The organism is Cryobacterium sp. AP23 (assembly GCF_054075385.1).
Map to the genome: position 1 here is coordinate 1,535,780 of NZ_CM133415.1, position 24,780 is coordinate 1,560,559.

Sequence of the window (24,780 nt, forward strand, 5' to 3'; positions counted from 1 at the left end):
ACCGCTTTGATCACCCGGTCACCTTCGTGGGTTCGGTAAGTAACGCCGGGTTCCAGACGCGCAAGAGTTCGATTACGGTCACTCTAAACGTGTCTGCGCCTGAAGTCATGGGCTTCCTTGACTTGCCGTGAGAGGGAGTCTATTGCGAGACGTGCTCGGGTCACCGCAGCGGCCGCAGAAACGCCCGCAGGTCGGCGGCCAGCAGGTCGGGCTCCTCATGAGGGGCGAAGTGGCCGCCGCTCGGCATCTCCATGTATCTGGTCACGTTGTAGACGCGCTCGACCCAGGTGCGTGGCGGACGCGTGAGGTCGTGCGGGAAGACGGCCACCGCGGTGGGCACATCCACCCGGCCCACGCGCGTGGTGAACCCGGCGCCGAACTCCCAGTAGGGCCGGAAAGACGTGGAGATCGAGTTCGTGAACCAGTAGAGCGAGGCCTGGGTGAGCAGGAAGTCGTCGCTGAAGCGGGTCGACAGGTCACCGTTGCAGTCGCTCCAGGCCCGGTACTTCTCCAGGATCCATGCCAGCAGGCCGGCCGGGGAATCGGATAGCGCCGGGGCCAGGCTGAGCGGGCGGGTCTGCTGCTGGTGCTGGTAACCGCCCTCCTCGGCGACCCAAGCCTGCACCGCTGCCAAGTAGTCGCGCTCGGCTCCCGTGAGTGTCGCCGGGTCGTGCGTAAGCGGGGCAGCCACGGCGAGGAGGTGGATGCCGACGACGGCGTCCGGGTGTGCCTCCGCCAGGCGCGACGTGATACCTGCGCCCAGGTCACCGCCGTGAGCGGCGTACCGCCCGAAGCCCAGCTCCTCGGTCATGAGCTGGTGCCAGATTTCGTGGGTCTGCTCGTCGTGGGTCGGGCGCTGCGGCGAGAACGGGAACCCGGGCAGGGCGGGCACGATGACAGTAAACGCATCCGACGCCTCTCCCCCGAACTCCGACGGGGTGGCCAGGCGCCGGGCGAGATCGACGAGTTCGAACGCGGTGCTGGGCCAGCCGTTGGTGAGGATGATCGGGAGCGCGCCCGCGGTCTCCGCCTCGAAACGCAGGTAGCTGACCGGCGTGCCGGAGATCGTGGCGCGGTGCCAGGGCAGGGCGGTGATCTGGCGCTGCTGCGCCGGCCAATCGAAGCCGTCGGCCCAGTAGGCCACTAGGCGGCGCAACTCCTGCTGGTCGGTGCCGGCTGTCCAGCCAGTCACGGGCCAGTCGGGCGACCAGCGGGTGCGGCGGAGGCGGTCGCGCAGGTCGTCGACGTCGCTGTGGGGAACATCGAGCGGGAAGGCGGAGTTCATCAGGCAAGTCTCGTCTATGCGGGCAGTGTTGACGCGCTACCGGAACCGGTCCGGCGCTCCGTCATACAACCGGCCCTAGCCGCCCATCCCGACCGGCGCGGTTGCCTCATGCTGAGCACCATCTCGGAGTTCGGCACCGATGCAGACATCGCGGCGCTGTGAGGGGTTACTCGTCGTCGGCGAGGAGCACGTCGATCTTGAGTTCTTGCATCCGCACGTAGGTCTTGAGCGCGCGCAACGCGGCGAGCAGCACGATGAAGACGAGCACCAGCAGCGCGATCACCGCCGCCACAAAGATCACGTAAACCGCTGAGTAGAGCGTGAAGGTGTCCATGTGCTGATCTTAGGAGGCGGGCGAGAGCGGCCGGAGAGTGGGCATTCGACTCGCGTGTGCGGCGAGCCGATTCGAGGCGGTGAGGTAGACCGCCGACTTCGACTTCATCCTCGGCGACTGGACGGTTCGGCACGAACGGTTGGACGGCATCTTCAGCGGCGCCGCCACATGGACCGCGTTCGATGGGCTGTCCTCAACGCGAACGATTCTCGGCGGTTTCGGCAATCTCGAAGACAACTTGCTCCAGCATCCGGCGGGCGACTTCCGGGCCGCTGCCCTGCGCTCGTACTCCGCGGCGGATGCTGAGTGGTCGATCTGGTGGCTCGACGGCCGGAATCCGACCGCGCTCGATACGCCGGTGCGCGGCGCGTTCACCGACGGGATCGGCACCTTCGTGGCGGAGGACGTGTTGAACGGGGTGCCCATCCGCGTGCGCTTCATCTGGGACGCCACCGGCGCGCAGCCCACCTGGGAGCAGGCGTTCTCGAACGATGCCGGCGCATCGTGGGAGACGAACTGGCGGATGACGTTCCTCCGCACCTAGGGCGCCCGGCAGGGGGATAGTACCGTTGGGTGGTGCCCACTCGCCGCAAGTTCTCCGCCGCTTCACCGGCAGCACGCGCGCGCTACGCGAAGCGACGGCAAGGACGACTCGCCCGCGTAGACAATGACCTCACCGCGGCCCAGTGGGCCGACCTCCTCGCCGCCTGGGGCGGGTGCGCCTATTGCCAAGAACAGAGCCCGGCCCTCCAGCGGGACTGCGTCATGCCAATCTCCCGGGGCGGCCGGTACACCCTCGAGAACGTGGTGCCCGCGTGCGCGTCGTGCAACGCGAGCAAACACAACAACGAGGTCACGGGGTGGCTCCGCCGCAAGAAACTCGACGAGCGCTCGTTTCTGCTTCGGTATGCGACCATCCTGCCGACTCTTCGATCCAGCGACTGAGCCGCTGAGCGACTCCGCCGAGTCAGTAGTCCAGGCGCCAGAGCCCGCGGGCACCGGTCATTGGGACGGGTGGGCTCGACCGCTACTCTCGGGTGGGGCCAATTTGTGGCCGAAGCACACGTGGGGTGGACGGATGCACACAACGGAGCACAGCACGACGAGCCTGGACACCGCGGCGCTCACCGACCGGGTGAAGCGCAGGGACGTGCGGGAGTTCTACCGGGCGTTCGCGTCGCGGTACCAGTCGGTGCGAAACCCGGAAATGCTCATACGGCGAGCGATCACGTTCATGGGTATCGGCTGCGCCCCCATCGGAGTCTTCGCCCTGGCCTACGCCGCGGCGGAGGTGGCAAGAGGAGGCGCACCGGCCGCCGATATCGTCGCGCCGGCGGGTGTCGGCGTTCTGATGCTGAGCACCGGAATCATGTTGGCGTGGTTCTTCGTGCGCACGTTCAAGCGCCGGGACACCCCCAAGCGGCACTACCGGTTGGCCCGGTTTGCCGCCGCCAACGGCCTGAGCTACAAGCCCGGGCCTGTCTCCGGCAAGCACCTGAAACCGTGGGCTGCGCGAGGCTATCTCAGGCTCACGCGGGTGATGCGGCCCGCATCACAGCGCACGATTGAGTTCGCCAACTACGAGCTGCGGGTTGACACGCTGCGCAGCCCCAACGCCCAGTTCGGTGGCTTCTGCGCCATGCAACTGCGCACGAGCCTGCCGCACATTCTGTTGCGCGCTCAACACGGCCCGTTCGCATTCGCGGCACTGCCCGACGGCGCGCAGCGGCTCTCCCTCGAGGGCGACTTCGACGACCACTTCACCCTGTATTGCCCCGAGGAGCACGAGCGGGACGCGCTGTACCTCTTTACGCCGGATGTGATGGCGCGCCTGATCGATCGAGTGCGCGGATTCGATGTGGAGATCGTCGACGATTGGCTGTTGTTGGTGAGCAGCCGCGACGTGGTGACCCTCGACCCAGAATCTTGGCAGAAACTTTACGATGCAGTGGGCGCCCTGAGCGACAAGATCGACCGGTGGGAGCGCTGGCGCGACGACCGGCTGCCGACGGTGCCGCCGGTCGGTGTTGCTGCCGTGGACACTGGTGCGGGCTTGGTCGGGGCGAAGCATGCCGCGCCGGCGGGGCAGGTGGCCACGCGCGGCCGACGGCTCCGGATGCGCCTGGGCTGGGGTGAGCGGATCGGGCTGCTCATCTTTGCAGTGGTGCTGATCGGCGGTGCGATCGCGCTGTCGCTTTAGGCCCACTGCTGCACGCCGGTATCGGCTGGGGCGGCGGCGACGCCTACACCACGTGAACCGTTCACAGCGGGGTGGTACGGTACCCGAGGCCCAGGCAGGGCCACGACACACTTCGATCGAAGGCGGGTGAGTAGCCATGGCTGGTGACAGTCCGCGCTCCACTCCCTCCGCGGTTGTCGTATGCGCCCTGACCTTCTAGGTCGGGCGTCGCGCCGGGGGCGGCGCTCTACTGAACCTCCTGTGCGAGGTGGCCTGTGGTGTGCCGTCGATTCCTGACGTGCCCGTGGTCGCCTTGGGCTTCCTCATGCGCTCTCGTCGACCGAACGACGGAGTAGGACCATGGCACTCATCGACAACGGCATCTACGTGACCGGGCAGCGCACCTCCAGCCCGCAAAGCCTCGACGAGACCTACCAGCAGTTACGCGAGTGCGGAGGGATGGCCTGGATCGGGCTGTACCGGCCCGATGCGGACGAGATCCGCAGCGTTGCCGACGAGTTTTCGCTGCATCCGCTGGCCGTGGAAGACGCCTTGAAGGGCCACCAGCGGGCCAAGCTGGAACGGTTCGGCGAGACCCTCTTCGTGGTGCTGCGTCCGGCCCGGTACCTCGATGCCGAAGAACGGGTGGAGTTCGGTGAGGTGAACGTGTTCATCGAGCCGGGCTTCGTCGTCACGGTGCGGCACGCCCAGAACCCCGACCTGGCCAACGTGCGCCGGCGGATGGAAGATAACCCGGCCATGCTCGCGCTCGGGCCCGAGGCCGTGCTGTACGCCGTGCTCGACGAGGTCGTCGATGCCTACTCCCCCGTGATCGCCGGGCTGGAGAACGATATCGACGAGATCAAGAATCAGCTCTTCGGCGGCGACCCGTCGGTGTCGCGGCGCATCTACGAGCTGCTCAGCGAGGTGATCGACTTCCAGCGCGCCACCGGGCCGCTGCGCGGCATGCTCGAGGCGCTGCTGCGCGGCTCGGAGAAGTACCAGGTCGACGTGGAGTTGCAGCGCTCCTTCCGGGACGTGCTCGACCACGTCCTGCTCGTCACCGAGCACGCCGCATCGTTCCGGGCGCTGCTGGAGAACGCGCTCACTGTGCACGCCACACTGGTGACGCAACAGCAGAACGACGAGATGCGCCGACTCTCGGAGGCCGGCCTGGCACAGAACGAGGAGACCCGGCGGTTGTCGGAGGTGGGTCTGGCGCAGAACGAGGAGGTGAAGAAGATCTCTTCCTGGGCGGCGATCCTGTTCGCGCCGACGCTGGTGGGCACGATCTACGGGATGAACTTCGACAGCATGCCGGAGCTGCACTGGGCGTATGGGTATCCGTTGGCGGTGGCCGCCATGGGCTTGATGGGGTACGGGCTGTGGGGGATTTTCAAGCGGCGGGAGTGGTTGTAAGGGCGGGCGCAACGCCCGCGATCGTCCGTGGCGCCATCGCCGGCGTTGGCCCCGGCTGGGGGTTGGTGCCGCTTGACTGGTTCGGCCGTGCTGCGGTAGGCGCTGGCGACGGCTCCTGCCACGATGGCGGTGGTGAACCGATCGGCCGCCCCGAACCACTGGGCCAGGGAGGTGAAATCCGCATCGGCGATTGATTTGATAAGCACCTGAACACGAGTAGCTTTGAGAAGTGGCTGAACGGTTCGGCTGCGTGCTCGGGGGAGGACGTTGCAATGGGTCCGGTCGCTGCAGACGGCGCAAAAGAGACTCTCGAAACGGTCGATGGAATTCTCCATCTGCGCTGGCAGCCCGGGGTTCACATTGAGATCGAAGATGCCCACGTCGCGATGGCGAAAGTTAACGACGCGTGCGGGAACGAACGGCGGGGCATGCTCGTCGATATGGCAGCGGTCGGGTCGGTGAGCCGAGAGGCCAGGTCCGTGTGGTCTATTCCCTGCAGCGCCTCGCGCATTGCTCTTCTGGGCAAATCACCTGTTGACCGAGTCTTGGCGAATTTCTTTCTCGGTGTGCACATTCCGCCGTGTCCGACTAAATTCTTTACCTCGCGCAGCGAAGCCATGGAATGGCTTACTGCCGGTGTCTAAGCGTGCAGGAGCGCTGCGCAGAGTGCGTCTTTGGGTGATGTGAACTTGGGAGACGACGCCGATGACCCTCGTTTGCAGCAGTTGGTGGAGGGTGTTGTCCGGTTGGCTGCCGGCGACCTGGACGCGCGGATAGAGCCGTCTGACTTGAGGGATGACATCGACGCTGTGATCACCGGCGTCAACCTACTCGCCGAGGAACTCAGTTACATCTACTCGAATCTGGAGCAGCAGGTTTCTGACCGTACCGCCATGCTGCGGCAAACTCAGGCCGAGCTGGAACAGATGGCAAAGACTGACGACTTGACGGGCCTTGCGAATAGGACCTTGCTCAACGAGCGAATCAACGAGGCAATCCTGGCCAGCACGGACAGTGGAAAACCCCCGGCTGTGCTGGTGCTGGACGTGGATTCCTTCAAAGCCGTCAATGACGCTCTGGGCCATGGGGCCGGTGACGCAGTCTTGATCGAGGTTGCCCGGCGCCTCAAGTGCGCCGTACGGGCCGTCGATACCGTGGCACGTCTGGGTGGGGATGAGTTCGCCATCCTCGTCACCGCGGCGACGGAAGAGGAAGTGCTCACTATCGCGCACCGGGCGTCGGCGCAGCTCCAGGACAGCGTGCAGGTTGGAACCGAAACCGTCTGGGCGATGGCCAGCATCGGGGTGCGCATCGGCACGCCGGGCCTTTCAGCTGAGTCGCTGATTCGGGATGCTGACATCGCCATGTACCAGGCGAAGGCGCAGGGCCGCAACAACATCCAGCTCTTCCACCCCGACATGCTCGAAAGCGTTCGTGAACGCGCCCGCATCACAGCCGAACTTCGTTCGGCCGTTGCCGGCGGCGAACTGGCCCTGTGTTATCAGCCGGTGGTCGAACTGGGCACAGGAATGGTCATCGGTTTCGAAGCACTCCTTCGGTGGCACCATCCGGTACGCGGACTCATCATGCCGGATAGCTTCATCCGCATCGCGGAAGAAACCGGTCTGATCCTGGAGGTGGGACGGTGGGTGCTGCACGAAGGAGTCGCCCAGCTACGGCGCTGGAGCGAAACCGAGCCTGAGCTCACCGACTTCTCTCTTCACATCAATCTCTCCGCCGCCGAACTGCTTCGCAGTGACCTGCTGGAAGATGTCACGGAGACGCTCGCTCGGAATCACGTGCCTCCGCAGCGTTTGGTTCTGGAGATCACCGAGACCGTGTTGATGTCGAAGGGAACCGCGGAAGAACAGGTTTTGGGCGAGCTGCGGGATCTCGGAGTGGGTCTGCAAATCGACGACTTCGGCACCGGCTATTCGTCCATCAGCTATCTTCGAACGCTTCCAGCAGACACGGTGAAGGTCGACCGTTCCCTCATTGAGGACATGGTGTCGGACCCTCAGCAGCAAAAATTCGTCGCCGCCATTCTTCAACTGATTCACTCGGCGGGGCTGAAGGCGATCGTGGAAGGTATTGAGACCGCCGAACAGGCGGTTCTCTTGCAGACCCTGGGCTGCCTGTACGGGCAAGGCTACTTCTATGACCGCCCGCTCCCGCCCGAGACGGTTATGGGAAGGCTCAAGAGGCGCGCGCACCGTCAGTAGAGTGAGCGTATGTCAAAGCTTTGGGACCGGATGCTACTCGTCCCGACGGTAGTACGCCTCACCTCCCGGGCACCGAAGGACCCGTCAGCGGCGTGGGACGGGTACTGGCGCGGGATCCACACCACCGGACGTTCGGGCGACGTGCTGTGGGACTCCGGGTCCCAGACCGAGCACGAGCAGTACACCGACGCCCTCCTGGGCCATTTCAATCCGGCTCTTCCCGTCATCGACGTTGGGTGTGGCAACGGAACCAATACCCGCTGGCTTGCTGGCCTGTTCCCCAGCGTTGTCGGGATCGACGTCTCCGCCGGCGCGATCGAGCTAGCGAGACGCGAAGCAGCAGGCCTCCACAACGTTGACTTCATGGTTATGGATGCAACGGAGGCAGGCGTGGGAGAGCACCTGCTGGAATTGGTGGGGCCCGCCAATGTGTTTGTCCGCGGAGTTTTTCATGTGCTCAAGCCCGACAAGCAATCCAGATTGGCTGCCAACCTACGCACCGTTGTAGGGAGTAGCGGTCGGGTATTCCTTGCCGAAACCAACTTCCCCGGAAGCAGTCTTGCCTACCTGCAACAGCTGGGCGCCACCCGGCAAAGCATGCCACGGCAGTTGCAAAGGGCCCTGGAGAACCTGCCCCGCCCGGGCCATTTTGGTGTACAGGAACGGCAGAACACGTTCCCGGACGCGGACTGGCAATTGATTGCGGATGGCCCGGCGCACATCGAAGTGACTCCCATGAACGCGAGCGGCCACTCGCAGCAGGTTCCGGGATATTTCGCTCTCCTGGCCGGCGCATAGCCACCTCACCGTGGGCAGACGCGAACCGTAACCTCGCCCGGCGTCAGGAGCCACTGCCCTAGGGTCCTTCCCATGACCACGCTCACCTCCTCCCCCGTTGCCCCGTCGAACATCGCCCAGGCGGTGCTGCTGGCTGTGCTGGCCGGTACGGTGAAGGCCGCCGAGCGGGAGATCGCCGCCGAGGTGAAGGCCCGCACCCGGATCTTCACGCACGGCAACTCGCAGTCTTTCGCCACCGACCCGCAGATTCTGCAGGTGGTGGGCGAGGTGTCCGCGCAGGCGTTCGCCGCCGAGGCGATCGTGGAGAAGGCGGCCTGGGCGCTGCAGGGGGCAGACCTGAGCTCACGACCTGCATCCTTCTGCGGACGGTACCCTCGGTACGGGGCCGAGAGCCGGTGAACACAGCACGCGCGGGGGTGGGCGGATGCCGACGATGGAGTACAGCAAGACGAGCCTGCGCACCGGGGCGCTCACCGACCGAGTGAAGCGCAAGGCCGTGCGCGAGTTCTACCGCCCGTTCGCCGAACGGTATCCGTCGGTGCGGAACCCGTTCACCCCGGTTCGGCGGGTGGCCATGTTCATCGGCGGTGGGGCTGGTCTCGTCGGCGCGCTCACCATGGTCTTCGGCATCACATACGAGGTCAGCCGGGGCGGGCCCGACGGTGACGGCGAGCTGGTGCCCATGATCGCCATCTGCCTGTTACTGCTTGGCGCGGGAATTGTGTTGGTGTGGTTCTTTCGGCGCACCTCGGCGCAGCGGGGCACCCCGAAACGGCACTACCGGCTCGCCCGATTCGCGGCCGACAATGGCCTGAGCTACGAGCCCGGGCCGGTCACCGGCACGCACGTCAAGCCCTGGGCGGAGCGCGGTGTGCTCACGCTCACCCGGGTGATGCGGCCCGTGTCAGAGCGCTCGATCGAGTTCGCCAATTACGAACTCCGGGCCGGGGCGACCGGGAGCGGCAATGCCCAGTTCGGTGGCTTCTGCGCCGTTCGGCTGTCGACCCGACTGCCCCACATCGTACTGAAGGCCCAGGGAGGCCCAGCGGACACTTTCACCATGGCGTCGCTGCCTGACAGCACCCAGCGGCTCTCGCTGGAGGTCGACTTCGACGACCACTTCACCCTGTATTGCCCCACCGGGTATGAGCGAGATGCGCTGTACCTGTTCACTCCGGATGTGATGGCGCGCCTGATCGATCGGGTACGCGGGTTCGATGTGGAGATCATCGACGATTGGCTGTTCTTGGTGAGCAGCCGGGACCTGGTCACCCTCAACCCGCGCACGTGGCAGGGACTCTTCGACGCGGTGAACGCCCTGAGCGACAAGATCGGCCGGTGGGAGCGCTGGCGGGACGACCGGCACGCGTCGGTACCGCGGGTCGTACCCAGTGCGGAAGCTGTTGCCCAGAACGCCGCCGGTCTGATCGCTCGGGGCGTGAAGCCCTCCCCGGCAGGGTCGCGCCGGGTTGCCCGTCCTGGCCGGCGGTTGCGGATGCGCCTCGGCGCCGGTGAGCTGATCGGGATTGTCGCGCTCGCACTGTTGCTGGCCGGCGGTGTTGTCTCACTCTTCTTCTAGGCCGCGCTACCAAAAGCCGGACATGCGCGCGACCGGGTCGACCAGCTCAATCGATCCAGCCCAGGTCATCAAGCCGGTCGAGGAAGTCCGCCGGGCTCGCGAAGACCCTCTCGGCGCCGGCCTGCATGAGCAGCTCGCCGGCGATGCCGCCGGTAAGCACCCCGAACGAGCGCACACCCGCGCGGGAGGCGGCTTTGACATCCCACTCTGAGTCGCCGACGAAGACGGCATCGTGGGCCGCGACACCGGCACGGTCGAGGGCCACTCGCACGATGTCGGGGCTGGGCTTGGCCACATCCACGTCGTCGGCGTTGGTGGTGGCGTGGATGACGTCGTCGGAGTCGAGCAGTTCGAGCAGGATGTCCAGCTCCTCCTGGGGCGCGGATGTGGCGAGCACCACGATGATGCCCTCTTCATCCAGGATGTTGAGCAGCTCCCGGGCGCCGGGGAGCAGCCGCAACCGCGGGGCGAGTGCTGTGTAGTTCTTCGAGTGCAGGTCCTTGGCGCGGGTGACCCAGGCCTCGTCCTTCGCCCCCACCAACGACGTCAGCAGCTCACCGGCATCCTGACCGATGGAGCGATGGATGCGCCAGGCCTCGACGTCGACACCCAGGGTCTGGAAGGCCTGGTGCCAGGCGTCGACGTGCAGGTAGTTGGAGTCGACGAGGGTGCCGTCGATGTCGAAGAGCACCGCCTTGGGTGCCGGAGTGGGCGTGATCATTGGGCTCTTTCGGCGAGCAGTCGGGGGCGCAGGTCGTTTTCGAAGAAGTTGAAGAAGCCGTCCTGGTCGGGGCCGGCGTTCATGAGAGCGATGTGATCGAAGCCGGCATCCGTGAACTGGCCGATCACCTCGAGGTGGCGCTCGACGTCGGGGCCGCAGGCGAACTGCTCGCGGATGTCGTCCTCGCGCACCGTGGCGGCGGCGGCTTCGAAGTTGACCGGGTTGGGCAGCTCGCTCATCACCTTCCAGCCGCCCAGCGCCCAGGCGTTGGTGGTGTGCGCGGCCGTCACGGCCTCCTTCTCGGTGCGGGCCCAGGCCAGTGGGGCCTCGGCGTAGAGCGGGCCGGTGCCGCCGGCGTCGCGGTAGCCGGTGACCAGGTCGGCGTTGGGCTCGGTCGAGAAGAGGCCATCCCCGTGCTCGGCCGCGAGGGCAATGGAGCTGGGGCCGCTGACGGCCACGGCCATGGTGGGCAGAACGTCGGGCAGGTCGAAGACCCGGGCGTCTTCGAGCTTGAGGTACTTGCCGTCGTAGTTCTGGTAGCCGCCCTGCCAGAGCAGCCGGATGATCTCCAGTGCCTCGTTGAAGGTGGCGTGCCGCTCGTGGATGCCGGGGAAGCCGCGGCCCACGATGTGCTCGTTGAGGCGTTCGCCGGAGCCGACTCCGAGGGTGAATCGGTTGTCGGAGAGCAGCGCGAGGGTGGCGGCGGCCTGGGCGATGATGGCCGGGTGGTACCGCACGCTCGGGCAGGTGACCCCGGTGGCGAGCTCGAGGGTGGTGGTCTTGGCGGCGATGGTGCTGAGCACGTTCCACACGAACGGCGAGTGGCCCTGGGCCTCGACCCAAGGGTGGAAGTGATCACTCATCTCCACAAAATCGAAGCCGGCCTGTTCGGCGCGGACGGCTTGGCGAACGAGTTCTTGCGGGCCGAAACCCTCTGCGATCAGCTTGTATCCGATTTTCATTCCCTCGACGCTACGCGGGCGGATGCGCGGGTGCAAGCCATTGCGGCGGGAGCGGGGACTGCGGTACGGGCGAGTTGGACGCCCACCCCGCGAACGTAAAGGCGGAGATTTTCGTGACTCGCCGCATCCGCCGCCCGGAAATACGGCGCGTCCCGATTTTCTCCGCCTTTACGTCACCCGCGACCCGGATGCTGCATGATCAGAGGTGGCGCACTCGTGCCGGCTCTGGGGGGAACATCCGTTGACAGATCTACGCAGTCGTGTGCCGGCGCAAGGACTGATGGCCATGGTGCTCAGCGCCCACGAGCGCGGTGAGGTTGAGCTAGCGCCACGGCCGGGCATGATCGCCCTCAGCGAAGAGGCCCGGCCTTGGTACACCGGGGCGATCGGCGAGCGGCGCGTGGGGCAGGTGCTCGCCGAGCTCGGCCCCGAGTGGACGGTGCTCCACTCGGTGCCGGTGGGCAGCGGGACGAGCGATATCGATCATGTCGTGATCGGCCAGGCGGGTGTCTTCACGATCAACACCAAGCACCACCCGGGCAAGTCGGTGTGGATCGGCGGGAAGGGCATGCGCATCGGCGGCCACAAGGTGCCGTACATCCGCAACGCCACGCACGAGGCGGAGCGTGCCGCAGCCCTCCTCTCGGCTGCCAGCGGCATGACCGTGCCGGTGAGCTCCGTGATCACACTCGTTGCCGTCACGGATATCGTGACGAAGCGTGCACCGGACGGCGGCAACATCGAGCTGCACATCGTGACTGAACGCCGGCTACTGCGGACCATCTCGACTCGGCCGGTCTTCAGTATTGAGCAGGTGCAGCGAATCGTGGATGTTGCGGTGCTGCCGGCAACCTGGCACAAGACGCCGGCACCAGCCGAGGACGGTCTTGCGATCAACACCGCGTTCGAAGCGCTCCATGACGGCGTGGCGGTGATGGATGCACACATCCGCCGGCGCGCATATTGGGTGGGCCTGGGCAAGAGGCTGGTGCCGGCACTCGGGTGGTTTGGTGTGGCCGCTGCGGCCTACTGGTGGGTCACGACGCGATAGGCGGAGCCCCTCTAGGTATAGGACTCGACGCGTTCCACGGGTAGGCCCGATCGCCAGGAGTTCAGGGCAGCGAGCGTCGCCACCGCGAGGAGGGCGACACCGATGGCGAGGGCGCCGAAGCCGTACGTCGCGCTGCCGAGGTGCACGCCGAGCGGGCTGAGCCCGAGTGCGGCCCCGCCGAACCCGGCGATGCCTAGCTCCGTGCGCCAGATGTGGGAGAACCGGCGCCACCACTCTTGCGAGTGGGAGCCCTTCGTGATGCTCGATTGGTGGGCACGCAGAGCCGTGTTGTAGGTGAGCTTCTTCACCATCGCGGCGAGCACACCGGTGATGGCGCCGTACACGGTCACAGTGAACCAGAACTGCTCAGCCGCGGATGAGCCGTCGGGAATGTCGATCGCGCCCCGGGCATCCGCGACGACCGGCAGGACCATCACCAGGACCCAGGCGAGCACGGCCGCTGCGAGTAGGACGGCGTGCAGGCCGACGCTGATGGGGCGCAGGTCCACCTTGAAGCTCCCGCCGGAGCGGGAGGGGTCGCCGCCCATGCCCCACCGGCCGCGCACGGCGAACTGGCCGAAGAAGAACCCGGTCATCGACAGCAGGGCCATCAGGGTGGGGAAGGCGATGGTGCTGGTGCCGGCGACGTCGTCTTCCACCACCGAGCTGATGGAGTTGCCGGCGGCGGTGAGGTTGAGCAGCCAGGCGATGGCTCCGACGCAGACGAGCAGCGCGACGACGCCGACGAGGTTGCCGAGGATGCCGACGATTCGCCGGGTGCGGGCGATGGACCCGGTGGTCCGTCTGCCTTGTTTGTCAGTTGGGCGAGCGGCGGTACTTGCCTTCTGGTCGCTTGTGTTCTTGGCCATGAAGAGCCCCCTTTTGCCAGGGGACCAGTCTTGCGCATGTGCCAGGTAGGGACTCGGTCGGCTCCATCTCGGCGCTCAACACGGTGACGAACAGCCCTACTCGCTCCCCCGAGCTGCGTCAATCCCGTCCTTCCCGCAGGGCGGCGCTGTTACGCTCTCTCCCTGGCTTCGGCGCCGATCAGGCGCGCCAGCCGGTACACAAAGCGAGGAAACAACACGTGAGAATGCCCCATGCCCGCGGTCCGGTCAGCTCGAACTTCCGCGATCTAATCTCGAACGACCACAGCCACTTCCTGGTGGATCTGGACGCCGCGTTGCGGAACACCGACGACATCCTGCAGGACGATGACCTGCAGATCGCCCTCTTCATGGCGTATGAACTGCGCTACAGCGGCCTGACCGGCATCGACGACGACTGGGAGTGGCACCCCCAGGTGCTCGCCCTCTGCGCCTCCATTGAACGCCGGTTCGAAGCGGCGCTGCGGGAGCGGGTGTCGATGCCCGCGCTGCCGACCCCGGACGTGGAGAGCGTCGCCGCCGCACTGTTCGACCTGACCGGTGCGGACTCGGGGCCGAGCGTCTCCCGGTACCTGGCGAAGAAGGCCACCGACGAGCAGGCCCGGGAGTTCCTCATCCTGCGCTCGATCTACCAGCTCAAGGAAGCCGACCCGCACACCTGGGCCATCCCCCGCATCCGCAGCCGGGCAAAGGCCGCGCTCGTGGAGATTCAGGCCGACGAGTACGGCGGCGGCCGGTTCGACCGGATGCATTCCGAGCTGTTCGCGCGCACGATGCGCGGTGTGGGCCTGGACGCCACCTACGGCCACTTCATCAACTCCGTTCCGGCGATCACCCTGGCGTCGAGCAACATGATGACCATGTTCGGTACCCACCGCCGGCTGCGGGGCGCGATCGCGGGGCATCTCGCCGCGTTTGAGATGACGTCGTCGCAGCCCAACCGGATGTACGGCAACGGCTTCCGGCGCCTCGGCTACGACTCGAACGTCACCTTTTACTTCGATGAGCACGTCGAAGCGGATGCGGTGCACGAGCAGATCGCGGCCCGCGACCTGGCTGGTTCCCTCGCCGCCGACGAACCCGAGCTGCTGGAGGACATCTTCTTCGGCGCGGCCGCCGGCCTGTACGTGGACGGCCTGGCCGGCGCGCAGCAGATCGATGCGTGGACCGCGGGCGAGTCCGCGTTGCGGGTTCCGGAATTCGCGGAGCTGCCGGCGTGACCGAGCCCGACGACCGGCCCGCACAACGGTGGGACGACCAATTGGACGACCAGGCCCCGGTGGGTTCGGACGAGCTGGTGAGCATCACGGCGTACCCGAACGGCCCGCTGCTGGTGCGCGGGCCCTTCGAAATTCTCACGCCCACTGGTGAGGTGATTCCGCCGCGGCGGAAGACCGTGGCCCTGTGCCGGTGCGGGGTCTCCACGCTCAAGCCGTTCTGCGACGGCAGCCATAAGGCCATCGGCTTCAGAACCGAAGCGGAACCGCCGGCGCCTCAGCCGCCACTGCACGCCTGATCGCGGCGGGTCGCGGGGTCTCGACAGGCTCGACCAGCGCGGGGGGCGCGTTGTCGAAGGCGGGTCGCGGGGTCTCGACAAGCTCGACCAGCGAGGGGGGCGCGTTGTCGAGGTCGGGTCGTGGGGTCTCGACAGGCTCGACCAGCGCGGTGGGCGCGTTGTCGAGGTCGGGTCGCGAGGTCTCGACAGGCTCGACCAGCGGGATGGGCGTTGTCGTGATCCAGTCGCGGCGGGCCAATACACTGGGGCTCTGGAGCCGCCGGCGGGAGCGGCCCGTTGACGTGGTTTTGCGGCTCGATCTGGGGGAAGTAGTGAGCGAACAGCGACCTGGGGTGACGTCGGAAGCCGGCTGGTACGACCATGCGGACGGCGGAACGCTGCTGCGCTGGTGGGACGGCGAGGGCTGGACCGACCAGTTCGCTCCCAGGGCCGATGACGTGGACACCGCGCCTGCCTACGGTCCGGATGCCGCGTATGCCGCCGCACCGGATGTCTACGGCCAGCCGCACCCGGACGAGGCCGTGGTGAACGTGTACGCCTACGACGCGACCCCGACGGTGAATCCGGGCCTGCGCTGGGGCACCGTGTCGGTGTGGCTCCTCGCCTTCTCACCGTGGCTGACGATGGTGTCGGTGATTGCGGCCTTCTGGTCGGCCGTGGCCATCTCGGAAACCAGCTACTACTGGGTGCTGATCCTTCTGGTTCCGCACGCGCTGACCGCGGGACTGGCGGTTCTGGATTCGCGGCGCTTGCGCGAGTGGCAGCATCCGCGGGTGCCGCACTGGGCCTGGTCGGTGTTGGGGGCTCCGGCGTATCTGATCGCCCGCGCCGTCGTGTTGCGGGGCAACACGATTCGTGGGTCGGTTCCGCTGTGGGTGGCGCTGGCCAACATCGTGCTGGGCTGGCTGGCGGTCACCGTGGGGCTCTTCGCCCTCGGCGCCTTCATCGTGTGGGTGATCGGAATGCTCAGTGATTCGATGAGCGGCGTCAATTGAATTCACGGGGAATCTCATGAGCGGACCAGGTGCCGGGGCACCGGTCGAGGACACGGGGTTGCGCACCGGAGCGCTCACCGCTCGGGTGACGCGGCGCGCGGTCCGCAGGTTCTACCGGCCGTTCGCCGAGAAATATCCGGCGGTTCGGAGCAAGCTCACCCCGGTTCGGCGCACGATTGCCTTGGTGGGCGGTACGGCCGGGGCGCTCGGCGTTCTCACCATGGTCTTCGGAATCTCGCAGGAGATCAGCGAAGGCGCCCCGGACATGGTCGGGCAATTGTGGGGCATGGCCGCGTTCGTGGCGCTCCTGTTGTTCGCAGCCATCCTGATGCTCTGGTTGCACCTGCGCACCGCAGCCCGCCGGGGCACCCCTACCCGGCACTACCGGCTGTCCCGGTTCGCGACCGAGAACGGGATGAGTTACGACCCGGGACCAAAACCGGGCACCCACCTCACACCCTGGACCGAGCGCGGGCAGCTGGTGCTCACCCGCATCATGCGACCGATCTCGCCTCGACGGGTCGAGTTCGCCAACTACGAGCTGAGACCCGGAACGAACGGCAATCAGACCAGCCAATTCGGCGGCCTGTGCGCGATCCGGCTGTCGACGCGGCTGCCGCACATCGTGCTGCACGCCCGCAACGGCCGGGCGCTCACGGCGGCGGCGACTCCCGACCGGGCCCAACGGCTCACTCTCGAGGGCGACTTCAACGAGCACTTCACGTTGTACTGCCCGGCGGAGTACGAGCGGGATGCGCTCTACCTCTTTACGCCGGATGTGATGGCCCGCCTGATCGACCGGGTGCACGGCTTCGATGTGGAGATCGTCGACGACTGGCTGTTCTTCGTCACGGCCCGCGACGTGGTGACGCTCGACCCGACGGCCTGGCAGGGGCTGCTGGATGCGACATCCGCCCTGACCGACAAGATCGGTCGGTGGGAGCGCTGGCGGGACGATCGCGTGCCGGTGCAACCTCGTGCGGCGACGACCGCCGCCGCGGTATTCCCGGCGACGGCTGCCCGGACGACCTCGGGACGGGTCGCCAAGCGGGGCCGGCGACTGCGGATGAACGTTGCGCCGGGCCTGTTCCTGTGGATTCTGGGGGCCACGGCACTGATCGTCGCGGTCATCGTGTCGAACATTCTTTAGACCGGTGGGAGCGCTTGGCCCCGAGCTCAGTCGCCCGCGGTCGTGGGATAGACGTAGACATCCACCGAGTCGCCGCGGTAGTGGAACCGGATGACGCTCCCGTCCGGGAGGTTTTCCGTGAAGCTGGGCCCGATGAGGGGCCACTCACCGATGTCCGCGAACTGCTCGACCCCGGGAGGCACGCAATTGGCGCCGTCGACCGTGCGACTGGACCGTTGGATGATCATGAAGCAGTGCTCCCCAGTGTTTTCCACCACGAACCAGGGTTCGACGCCCCGATATTCTTCGAAGCCGCGGACGGTGGAGAGGTCGGCATCCGTTCCGAGGAAATCCAGCACCGACATCACGGCGTCGTCCGCCTCGTCAGCGAGTTGATGCAGGGTGGCATCGGGCTGGGGTACGAGCAGTCGCGCCAGGCCGAATGCCAGGGCGATGATGACCGCCAGCGCACCGGCCAGGGCCAGGCCACGCCCGATGCGGGAACCTGTGAGTCGATGCCACAGCGTCCGCGTCGCTGCCTCGCTGTCCTCCTCCTCGGGGTCGGTGCCGTCGGTCGGGTCCGCTTGATCTGCTGCGGACGGACGGGCGGAGTCGGCCGGCCGCGCGCCGTCCGCGGGTTCAGTGACGTGGCCGCCGCCGAGTGTCTTCCCGGCGTGTGCCGCTTCCAGTTCCGTCAGCCGTGCCAGCGCAGCAGGGTCGGACTGGATATCGGGATGCGGACCGTATGCCCTCCGGCGGAGGTCATCCAGTTCGCGTTCGGCATCCGGCGGGAGCACGGGCGAGTCCATCAGTCCGCCTCCGGCATGAGGTAGACGTCACCCCGCACCGTGTTGTCACGCTGAATGAACCGGACGATGCCGTCGCCGGGGAGACCTTCGAACCCGACGAACCCGTCCCCGGCCGATTCGATGTCCAGGATGAGGTCTGCCGCAGGCGGAGCGCAGCGCGCTTCCGCGAGGTTCTTGTTGGCCCGGTGCGCCGCCAGCAGACACGGCGAACCGTACGCGTTTACGCCGGTCCAGACTTCGAGGCCGAGATAGGACCCATAGGCGCGGAGGGTTGAGGTGTCGATCGCGAACCAGGGCGCTCCCTCGTCCACCATCCTCTGCAACTCCTGGTCGGGCTCCCCCGGGGTGGGCTGCAGGGTGACGGACGCGGCCGGGCGGAGGGCCTCGACCGGACGCGGTGCGGACGCGAGGAACACCGCCGCGATGATCCCGGTCGCGACGACCAGTGCGCCAACCGCCCAGGCGAGGCGACTCCACCACGTCGCCGTCGCGCGGTGCAGCAACGACCGCAACGTGCCCGCCTTCGCTGGTCGCGACAGCCGGGCAGCCTCCGGCCCGGCAGCCGCAGCGGATGCGCTGTCGCTCGTGGAGTCATCCGCCCGACGCTCTGCGTCGGGGCGGTGCGCCGCCTCGAGTTCGCGCAACCTCGCGAGAGCCGCAGGATCAAAACCGATGTCGGGATGCGGACCGTAGGCCCTCGCGCGCAGTTCCTCTAGCTCGCGGTCGGCCTCCGAATTCGTGAAGCCTTCCACAGCCAAGAAAGTACACCCGGCCGTCGGGGCGGGGCTAGGCGCGCCCGCCCGTGCTCGAATGCACTCACGAAATTACCGTGTGGATAACATGAGAAACATTCACATTTAATCTGTAATCGTGTCAGAATGGGTGCATGGATGAAGAGCTGATCGGCAGTTCAGATGGATCCACCGGCAAAGCAGGAAAACCTCCCGCTAGGCCCGTTTCGGCTGACTGGAACACCAGCCTCGCGGTACCCGCACCCGACGCGGCGCAGTCGGGCGCCTCAAGCGTCGCGGCGACCCCCGACAACGCCGGGCCGCGTCAGCCGGCTGCCGCACGGCCGCCCCGGCCGGTCTGGCGCGACCCCTCAGAGTTGCCCGCCGTGCAACGGGCCCACACCGGCACCTTCGGTGAGAAGCTGCGCACCATCGACCACGCCAGACAGACCTTTCTGGCGGCACTCGCATCCATTGACATCGTGGGGCTGGCCGACCCGGAAGCCGTCGCCCTGATGCAGGCGGTCGAGGCCCTGGGCCGCCCGGTGGATGCCGCCAAGGTCGGCACCGCCGCCGTCGTCGCCGACCGGGCCCGCCGGGGTCTGGGTCGCGAGTCCCTCGCCTGGCGGATGGGCGCCGCCACCCCGTCGGAGCTGCTCACCCGGCTGACCAATGCGTCTGCCTGGGAGATGAACCGCCGGGTCAAGCTCGGCGACAAGGTCGCCCCGAGGATCAGCGGGGGAACGAGGTTGGACCCGGTGTTTCCCGTTGTGGCGGCGGCCATGGCAGCCGGCGAATTGGGCTTTGAGTCGGCCGCGAACATCGTGGAGGCGCTCGCTGATTACAAGCCTCAAGGTCGGTTCGATGCCGACCCCGTGCAGGTCGACAACGGCGAGACCGCACTGGTGGAATCGGCCACCGGCTCGGTGTTCGGTCGCACGTCCGGCGCCGATACCGACCCGGATGCCGTGGTGAGCGGAAACGGCGCCGACCCGATCTGCCGGTTGGGCGATTCCGCCGGGTTCACCTTTCCGGCCGACCTGCTGCCGGGCATGGGACGGGAATGGCAAGCGGTGCTGAGCCCCGACGGGGTCGTGCCGAATCATGCCACCCCCGACGTCAAATCCACTTTCGGCTTCGGCAAGCTCAAGGACGGCCTCTTCCCGTTGCGCGGCGCGGTCACCCCAGACCTCAAAGGCATCATCTCCAACGTTTTCAATACCTTCCTCTCCGCCCGTTCGCGGCCCTCCTTCCCCTCGGCGGAGGAGCAGGCACGCATCGACGCCGGCGAGCTCGTGCCGGGCGACGCCCTCGACGACCGCACCGGAGGGCAGAAGCAGGCCGACATCCTCCGGGGCGTCTTCACCCAGGTCGCACAGGATCCGACCACACCCACCATGGGTGGAATGCCACCCACCGTGATGGTGCACGTGAATGCCACGGACCTCCTCGGTCCGAACGGGGTCGATCTCACCGCAGTCGGCTGGATCGATGGCGTGGATGCACCGATCTCGATGAAAACCGTTCAGCAAATGATCGACAACGGCGGAATGCAACCCGTCTACATCGGAGCCAACGGCGCCGTGCTGGGGCTGGGCAGCAAGAGCCGGTGCTTCACCCCACAGCAACGCAAGGCCATCACCGCCAGGGACGGCGGCTGCGTGTACGACGGCTGCGAGTGCCCGCCACAGTGGACCGAGGTGCACCACGTCATCCCCTGGCAATACGGCGGCAAGACCGAAATCACCAATGGGGTGCTGCTGTGCTGGTACCACCACCAGACCATCAACTCATCGGGCTGGCAGATCCGGATGCGGAACGGGATGCCCGAGGTGAAGGGCCCGGTCTGGCTCGATCCGGCGCAGAAGTGGCGCCCGCCCAAGGGACACCGCGCCAACGGAGCCGCGTAGCCGCCACTCCGGCCCTCTGGCGACCGGTCACTCGCTGAGGCATGCCAGTTCGTCGGCCAGGGCGCGTGCAAAGGTGGCGCCATGGTCGAGCACCAGATTCGCCTCGTCGGCCGCGGCGAGCCGCTCACGCTGGGGGCTCATCCCGTCGGCGTAGTCCGGCCCACGCGGCAGGACCTTCGGCGGTCAGACTGAGAACAACTCACTGCTAAGTTCAAACTACGTGTCGACGCTGTCACCTCTGGGTGGCTTCTCGCCGGGAACACACGGTGAGGGAACGCAGTCAGATGGTCGCAGTCGGGGAATGGTCCACGCCCGGGAAACCCGTTCGAATCGGATTGCGAGACGCTCTGCCGACGCTCGTACGTCGGCCGACCGGCATCCTGCACGGAACCCGATGGCTGTTCACCTGGCTCGCGATGCTGTCGGTGTTGTTCACCTTGCCCGAGGCCCTGGCTACAGTCAGCGTCAACCCGGCCGCACTGCTGCTCGCGACGGTCGCCGCGTTCACCCTCTGGGGCTCGCAGATCTTCGGTTATCTGCGTCAACGGGTGCCGTTCAGCCTCGAGGTGCTCGACGCTGTCGCCCTCACGGCGTTCGCCCTGGCCTGCACCAACCCTTCGGCGGTCACTCCCCTCATCATCTCCTGCGTGTGGGCACGCACCCTGTACGGCTCGTCCTGGCGCTCGGCGGCGCGCGGCGCGCTCTACACGATGGTGTTGATCGCCGCCACGATGCTGTGGCCTCTGTTCCCCGGGCACACCGGTGCGATGGCTCCGGTTCAGCTGGTCGGGGTGGTGTCGATCATGCTGCTCACCATCCTGGTAGCCGGGCAGCTGCGCGCCGGGCTGCAGGCGCACGACTGGGCGATTGAGCGGGATAAGGCCCTCAACGAGACCGGCGCCAAGCTGCTGGGCCTCACCGACCCGGATCGCATCCGGGGACTGGCCTGGGCCACGGCCAACGAGCTGGGCTCGACCACGCCGGGGCTGCGAGTGCTCAAGGCTACCCGCGACGGGGACCTGCTGGTCATCTCCGCCAGCACCGGGCAGTTCGCCGACCTGCCCGGCACGATGCCCGGCACTGTTGTGGACTCCCCCGGCGCCCTGGACCAGGCCCGTATCGGCAACGCCGCCCCGCTCAATGACGCCGTTGGCAGCGCCCTGGAGTGGGACTGCGTGGCCCTCACCGAGGAGGACGAGGACGCCTGGTTGCTGGTCGGAGCGCCCAAGCGCATCCCCGAGGGCACCATCCTGTCGGTGCGCAGTCTGGTGAACCAGGTGAACCTGGCCCTGCGCAACAGCGATGCCCACCGGCAGCTCACGGCGCAGGCCAAGAGCGACCCGCTCACGGGGCTCGACAACCGGGCCTCGTTCACCGCCAAGCTCGCCGACGAACTCGCCAGGCACGGCGATTCGGCCGGGGTGCACGTGTTGTTCCTCGACCTGGACGACTTCAAGGATGTAAACGACCAGCTCGGGCACCAGGCCGGCGACGCCGTACTCACCGAGGTGGCCGACCGGCTGCGGCACTGCACCCGCCCGCAAGACGTGTGCGCGCGACTCGGCGGCGACGAGTTCGCGGTGGTGCTCACCGGCACCACGGATGCCGCCGCCGAGGCGATCGGGCAGCGCATGGTGGGCTCCTTGGCCGCGCCCATCCTCGTGGACGGGCGCCCCGTGCGGATCGGCGCCAGCGTGGGCGTCGCATCCGCCGGACCGGGCAGCGACCTGGACGAGCTTGTGCATCAGGCCGATGTGGCCATGTACTCCGCGAAAGCACAGGGCAAGGGCCGGGTGCGCTCGTACACGCCCGGGCTACTGCAGGGCGAACCGTCGCTGGTGTCGCTCGAGCGGCAGCTGGGCCGGGCCGCCGGCAGCGGCGAGCTCGTGGTGCACTACCAGCCGGTGGTGTCGCTCACCGACCTGCGCTGCACCGGCGCCGAGGCGCTCGTGAGGTGGCAGCATCCGGACCGGGGTCTGCTGCAGCCCGAGGAGTTCGTGGGCCTGGCCGAGAGTTCCGGCGCCATCGTGGGCATGGGTGCGTTCGTGCTGCGTCAGGCGTGCATGGATGCGGTGACCTGGCCGGAGGCGCGGGCGGGCGAGCCGATGCGGGTGCAGGTGAACGTCTCCGCCCGGGAGCTGGACAGCGACCACTTCGTGGACTCGGTGCTCTGGTGCCTGGCCGACAGCGGCCTGCCCGCCAGCCAGCTGGTGCTCGAGCTCACCGAGACGGTGGTGCTGGAATCGCTGGCGGCGGTGGAGCGACTGAAGACCCTCGCCGACCACGGCATCCACATCGCCATCGACGACTTCGGCACGGGCTATGCGTCGCTGTCGACGTTGCGGATGCTGCCGATCACGGTGGTGAAACTCGACGCGAGCTTCGTGGCCGGGGCGCTCAGCAACCCGGTCGACCGCAGCGTGGTGGAGGCGATCGTGCAGATGAGCGCCAAGCTGGGCATCACCACCATCGCCGAGGGTGTGGAGCGGCCCGACCAGCAGGAGCTGCTGGCGCAGATGGGCGCGGACTCGGCGCAGGGACACCTGTACTGCAGGGCCCTGCCGACGGAGCAGCTGGTGGAGTGGTTGGCGCTGGCGGACCGCGCCGCCATCGGCTGATACGCATCCGGATCGATCAGGACGGCAGCACCTCGTAGCTGGACTGGGTGAAGCCGGCGCCCAGCTCGCGGGTGCCTACGTGGCGCAGGTGCACGTCGCCCGAGAGGGGGCCGAACAAGGGGATGCCGGAGCCCAGCAGCACGGGCGCCCGGGTGATGGTGATCTCGCGAATCAGCCCGGCGCGCAGGAAACTCTGGATGGTGCGGCCGCCGTCGACGTATACCCGGCGGCGGCCCTCGGCGCGGAGTGCGTCGAGCACATCGCCGAGGGTGGCGTGCATGGTGGTGTCCGGCTGGGTGAGGCCGGTGTGGCTGCGCAGCAGGGTACGGCTGAGCACGAACACCCGTTTGCCGGCGTACGGCCACTCGGGGAACATGCTCACGGTGTCGAAGGTGCCGCGGCCGAGCACCATGGCGTCGACGCTGGCGAAGAACTCGTCGTAGCCGGTCTCCCCCAGCGCATCGCCCGCGGCGGTGAGCCAGTCGAAATCGCCGTTCTCCCGAGCGATGAAGCCGTCGAGGCTGGTGCCGACGAAGACGCAGCCGATCAACGCGGCGGGCCCGCCGACCGGGTCGGGATTGGTGGTCATGCCAGCACGGTAGCAGCGGCCGCCGACTACGGCGAGGGGTCGACTGTTGGGCGGCGCGGGGGCGCGCTAGGGTGCCTGTGCACAAAAGGAGGTGGTCTCGTGCCGACAATGTTGTCGCGTTCGCGCGGGGGCGCGTGATGACCGGGGGCGACTACGGCACCGCGCTCAGTTTCGGCACGTTCATCACCCCACTGGCGGCGGACCCATCGTCGACGGTCGCGTTGGCGGTCGCCAGCGAACGAGCCGGGTTCGACCTGGTGACGTTCCAGGATCATCCGTATCAGCCGGAGTTTCTCGACACCTGGACGCTGCTGTCCTGGGTGGGCGCCCGCACCGACCGGGTGCAGCTGGCCGGCAACGTGCACAACCTGCCGATGCGTCCGCCGGCTGTGCTCGCCCGGTCGGCCGCGTCGCTGGACCGGCTCACCAACGGGCGGATGGCGCTGGGCCTGGGCACCGGTGGTTTCTGGGACGCGATCGTGGCCATGGGCGCCGACCGGCGGGTGCCGGGTGAGGCGGTGATGGCACTCTCGGAGGCGATCGGGGTGATCCGGGAGATCTGGGACACCGACACCCGCGGCGGCATCTTCCTCGACGGCGAGTTCTACCGGCTCGACGGCGCCACCCGCGGGCCCGCCCCGGCGCACCCGATCCCGATCTGGTTGGGCGCGTACGGCCTGCGGATGCTCGAATTGGTCGGCAGCGCGGCCGACGGCTGGCTGCCCACGCTGAGCCGGCTTGAGTCGCTGGAGCAGCTCGACGAGGGCAATGCCCGCATCGACGAGGCCGCCTTGGCGGCGGGGCGGGAACCGGCGAGCATCCGCCGGCTGCTGAATATCGGACCGGCGGACACCCATCCGGCGCAGCTGGCCGACATGGCGCTGCTCCATGGCATCGACACGTTCATCGTGTCCGGCGACAACGCATCCGTCATCGCCCGGATCGGCGACACCGTGTTGCCGGCGGCCAAGGAACTTGTGGCCGCTGGCCGGGCGTGACCCGGCGGCATCCCGCCTCCGCGCAAGCGCATTCGAACGCATCGACTG

25 protein-coding genes are annotated in these 24,780 nt (G+C 67.4%); 17 read left to right on the forward strand and 8 right to left on the reverse strand.

Annotated features, from left to right (window positions below):
- Positions 1 to 160: 160 nt before the first annotated feature.
- Together ACU5E9_RS07285 and ACU5E9_RS07290 are read right to left on the reverse strand one after the other, a co-directional pair.
- Positions 161 to 1,285, reverse strand: coding sequence for an epoxide hydrolase family protein (locus ACU5E9_RS07285; protein ID WP_456812953.1), 1,125 nt, complete (start codon positions 1,283 to 1,285; stop codon positions 161 to 163).
- Positions 1,286 to 1,451: 166 nt separating this feature from the next.
- Complete coding sequence (locus tag ACU5E9_RS07290) at positions 1,452 to 1,619, reverse strand: hypothetical protein (RefSeq protein ID WP_456812954.1); 168 nt, start codon at positions 1,617 to 1,619, stop codon at positions 1,452 to 1,454.
- A gap of 139 nt (positions 1,620 to 1,758) precedes the next feature.
- On the opposite strand from ACU5E9_RS07290, the gene ACU5E9_RS07295 reads away from it, so the two are divergent.
- From ACU5E9_RS07295 to ACU5E9_RS07335, 9 genes are all read left to right on the forward strand, one after another.
- Entirely contained in the window at positions 1,759 to 2,163 is a 405-nt protein-coding gene (locus ACU5E9_RS07295) for a hypothetical protein (protein ID WP_456812955.1), read from the forward strand.
- A 221-nt stretch (positions 2,164 to 2,384) separates the two neighbouring features.
- Positions 2,385 to 2,564, forward strand: coding sequence for an HNH endonuclease (locus tag ACU5E9_RS07300; RefSeq protein WP_456812956.1), 180 nt, complete (start codon positions 2,385 to 2,387; stop codon positions 2,562 to 2,564).
- A gap of 133 nt (positions 2,565 to 2,697) precedes the next feature.
- Positions 2,698 to 3,819, forward strand: a complete 1,122-nt coding sequence (locus tag ACU5E9_RS07305) for a hypothetical protein (protein WP_456812957.1) — start codon at positions 2,698 to 2,700, stop codon at positions 3,817 to 3,819.
- A 339-nt stretch (positions 3,820 to 4,158) separates the two neighbouring features.
- Positions 4,159 to 5,217, forward strand: a complete 1,059-nt coding sequence (locus tag ACU5E9_RS07310) for a magnesium and cobalt transport protein CorA (protein WP_456812958.1) — start codon at positions 4,159 to 4,161, stop codon at positions 5,215 to 5,217.
- A 272-nt stretch (positions 5,218 to 5,489) separates the two neighbouring features.
- The gene (locus ACU5E9_RS07315) at positions 5,490 to 5,861 is read left to right on the forward strand and encodes a DUF7793 family protein (RefSeq protein ID WP_456812959.1); all 372 of its coding nucleotides are present in this window, start codon (positions 5,490 to 5,492) and stop codon (positions 5,859 to 5,861) included.
- Positions 5,862 to 5,900: 39 nt separating this feature from the next.
- A complete protein-coding gene (locus tag ACU5E9_RS07320) occupies positions 5,901 to 7,439 on the forward strand; it encodes a putative bifunctional diguanylate cyclase/phosphodiesterase (RefSeq protein WP_456813510.1) in 1,539 nt (512 codons plus the stop codon).
- Between the two features lie 9 nt (positions 7,440 to 7,448).
- The gene (locus tag ACU5E9_RS07325) at positions 7,449 to 8,237 is read left to right on the forward strand and encodes a class I SAM-dependent methyltransferase (protein ID WP_456812960.1); all 789 of its coding nucleotides are present in this window, start codon (positions 7,449 to 7,451) and stop codon (positions 8,235 to 8,237) included.
- A 72-nt stretch (positions 8,238 to 8,309) separates the two neighbouring features.
- Positions 8,310 to 8,636, forward strand: coding sequence for a hypothetical protein (locus ACU5E9_RS07330; protein ID WP_456812961.1), 327 nt, complete (start codon positions 8,310 to 8,312; stop codon positions 8,634 to 8,636).
- A gap of 34 nt (positions 8,637 to 8,670) precedes the next feature.
- Positions 8,671 to 9,816, forward strand: coding sequence for a hypothetical protein (locus ACU5E9_RS07335; protein WP_456812962.1), 1,146 nt, complete (start codon positions 8,671 to 8,673; stop codon positions 9,814 to 9,816).
- A gap of 46 nt (positions 9,817 to 9,862) precedes the next feature.
- Here the strand turns inward: ACU5E9_RS07335 and ACU5E9_RS07340 are convergent, their stop codons facing one another.
- Both ACU5E9_RS07340 and ACU5E9_RS07345 read right to left on the reverse strand, forming a co-directional pair.
- Positions 9,863 to 10,537: an HAD family hydrolase gene (locus ACU5E9_RS07340; protein ID WP_456812963.1), complete on the reverse strand. Its 675-nt coding sequence runs from the start codon at positions 10,535 to 10,537 to the stop codon at positions 9,863 to 9,865.
- Entirely contained in the window at positions 10,534 to 11,499 is a 966-nt protein-coding gene (locus ACU5E9_RS07345) for a TIGR03557 family F420-dependent LLM class oxidoreductase (RefSeq protein ID WP_456812964.1), read from the reverse strand. The genes ACU5E9_RS07340 and ACU5E9_RS07345 overlap by 4 nt, the downstream gene beginning before the upstream one ends.
- Positions 11,500 to 11,785: 286 nt before the next feature.
- On the opposite strand from ACU5E9_RS07345, the gene ACU5E9_RS07350 reads away from it, so the two are divergent.
- Positions 11,786 to 12,550, forward strand: a complete 765-nt coding sequence (locus ACU5E9_RS07350; RefSeq protein ID WP_456812965.1) for a nuclease-related domain-containing protein — start codon at positions 11,786 to 11,788, stop codon at positions 12,548 to 12,550.
- An 11-nt stretch (positions 12,551 to 12,561) separates the two neighbouring features.
- Here ACU5E9_RS07350 and ACU5E9_RS07355 read toward each other — a convergent pair whose 3' ends face one another.
- Positions 12,562 to 13,419 carry a hypothetical protein gene (locus tag ACU5E9_RS07355; protein ID WP_456812966.1) on the reverse strand — a complete coding sequence of 286 codons (858 nt, stop codon included), beginning with the start codon at positions 13,417 to 13,419 and terminating at the stop codon, positions 12,562 to 12,564.
- Positions 13,420 to 13,643: 224 nt separating this feature from the next.
- Between ACU5E9_RS07355 and ACU5E9_RS07360 the strand changes: the two genes are divergently transcribed.
- The 4 genes from ACU5E9_RS07360 (at position 13,644) to ACU5E9_RS07375 (ending at position 17,098) form a co-directional block, all read left to right on the forward strand.
- Positions 13,644 to 14,657: an iron-containing redox enzyme family protein gene (locus ACU5E9_RS07360; RefSeq protein WP_456813511.1), complete on the forward strand. Its 1,014-nt coding sequence runs from the start codon at positions 13,644 to 13,646 to the stop codon at positions 14,655 to 14,657.
- Positions 14,654 to 14,953, forward strand: a complete 300-nt coding sequence (locus tag ACU5E9_RS07365; RefSeq protein WP_456812967.1) for a CDGSH iron-sulfur domain-containing protein — start codon at positions 14,654 to 14,656, stop codon at positions 14,951 to 14,953. Before ACU5E9_RS07360 ends, ACU5E9_RS07365 begins: the two co-directional genes overlap by 4 nt.
- A gap of 332 nt (positions 14,954 to 15,285) precedes the next feature.
- Positions 15,286 to 15,948, forward strand: a complete 663-nt coding sequence (locus tag ACU5E9_RS07370) for a DUF2510 domain-containing protein (RefSeq protein WP_456812968.1) — start codon at positions 15,286 to 15,288, stop codon at positions 15,946 to 15,948.
- Positions 15,949 to 15,964: 16 nt separating this feature from the next.
- Complete coding sequence (locus tag ACU5E9_RS07375) at positions 15,965 to 17,098, forward strand: hypothetical protein (RefSeq protein WP_456812969.1); 1,134 nt, start codon at positions 15,965 to 15,967, stop codon at positions 17,096 to 17,098.
- A gap of 26 nt (positions 17,099 to 17,124) precedes the next feature.
- On the opposite strand, the gene ACU5E9_RS07380 is transcribed toward ACU5E9_RS07375, so the two are convergent.
- Together ACU5E9_RS07380 and ACU5E9_RS07385 are read right to left on the reverse strand one after the other, a co-directional pair.
- Complete coding sequence (locus tag ACU5E9_RS07380; protein ID WP_456812970.1) at positions 17,125 to 17,886, reverse strand: hypothetical protein; 762 nt, start codon at positions 17,884 to 17,886, stop codon at positions 17,125 to 17,127.
- Complete coding sequence (locus tag ACU5E9_RS07385; protein WP_456812971.1) at positions 17,886 to 18,638, reverse strand: hypothetical protein; 753 nt, start codon at positions 18,636 to 18,638, stop codon at positions 17,886 to 17,888. The genes ACU5E9_RS07380 and ACU5E9_RS07385 overlap by 1 nt, the downstream gene beginning before the upstream one ends.
- A 134-nt stretch (positions 18,639 to 18,772) precedes the next feature.
- Here ACU5E9_RS07385 and ACU5E9_RS07390 point away from each other — a divergent pair, with 134 nt between their 5' ends.
- Together ACU5E9_RS07390 and ACU5E9_RS07395 are read left to right on the forward strand one after the other, a co-directional pair.
- On the forward strand, positions 18,773 to 20,527 hold the full coding sequence (locus ACU5E9_RS07390; RefSeq protein ID WP_456812972.1) for a DUF222 domain-containing protein: 1,755 nt from the start codon (positions 18,773 to 18,775) through the stop codon (positions 20,525 to 20,527).
- 335 nt (positions 20,528 to 20,862) lie between these two features.
- The gene (locus ACU5E9_RS07395) at positions 20,863 to 23,145 is read left to right on the forward strand and encodes a putative bifunctional diguanylate cyclase/phosphodiesterase (RefSeq protein ID WP_456812973.1); all 2,283 of its coding nucleotides are present in this window, start codon (positions 20,863 to 20,865) and stop codon (positions 23,143 to 23,145) included.
- 16 nt (positions 23,146 to 23,161) lie between these two features.
- Here ACU5E9_RS07395 and ACU5E9_RS07400 read toward each other — a convergent pair whose 3' ends face one another.
- Entirely contained in the window at positions 23,162 to 23,734 is a 573-nt protein-coding gene (locus ACU5E9_RS07400; RefSeq protein WP_456812974.1) for a dihydrofolate reductase family protein, read from the reverse strand.
- 137 nt (positions 23,735 to 23,871) lie between these two features.
- On the opposite strand from ACU5E9_RS07400, the gene ACU5E9_RS07405 reads away from it, so the two are divergent.
- Positions 23,872 to 24,732, forward strand: a complete 861-nt coding sequence (locus ACU5E9_RS07405; RefSeq protein ID WP_456812975.1) for an LLM class flavin-dependent oxidoreductase — start codon at positions 23,872 to 23,874, stop codon at positions 24,730 to 24,732.
- Positions 24,733 to 24,780 lie beyond the last annotated feature (48 nt).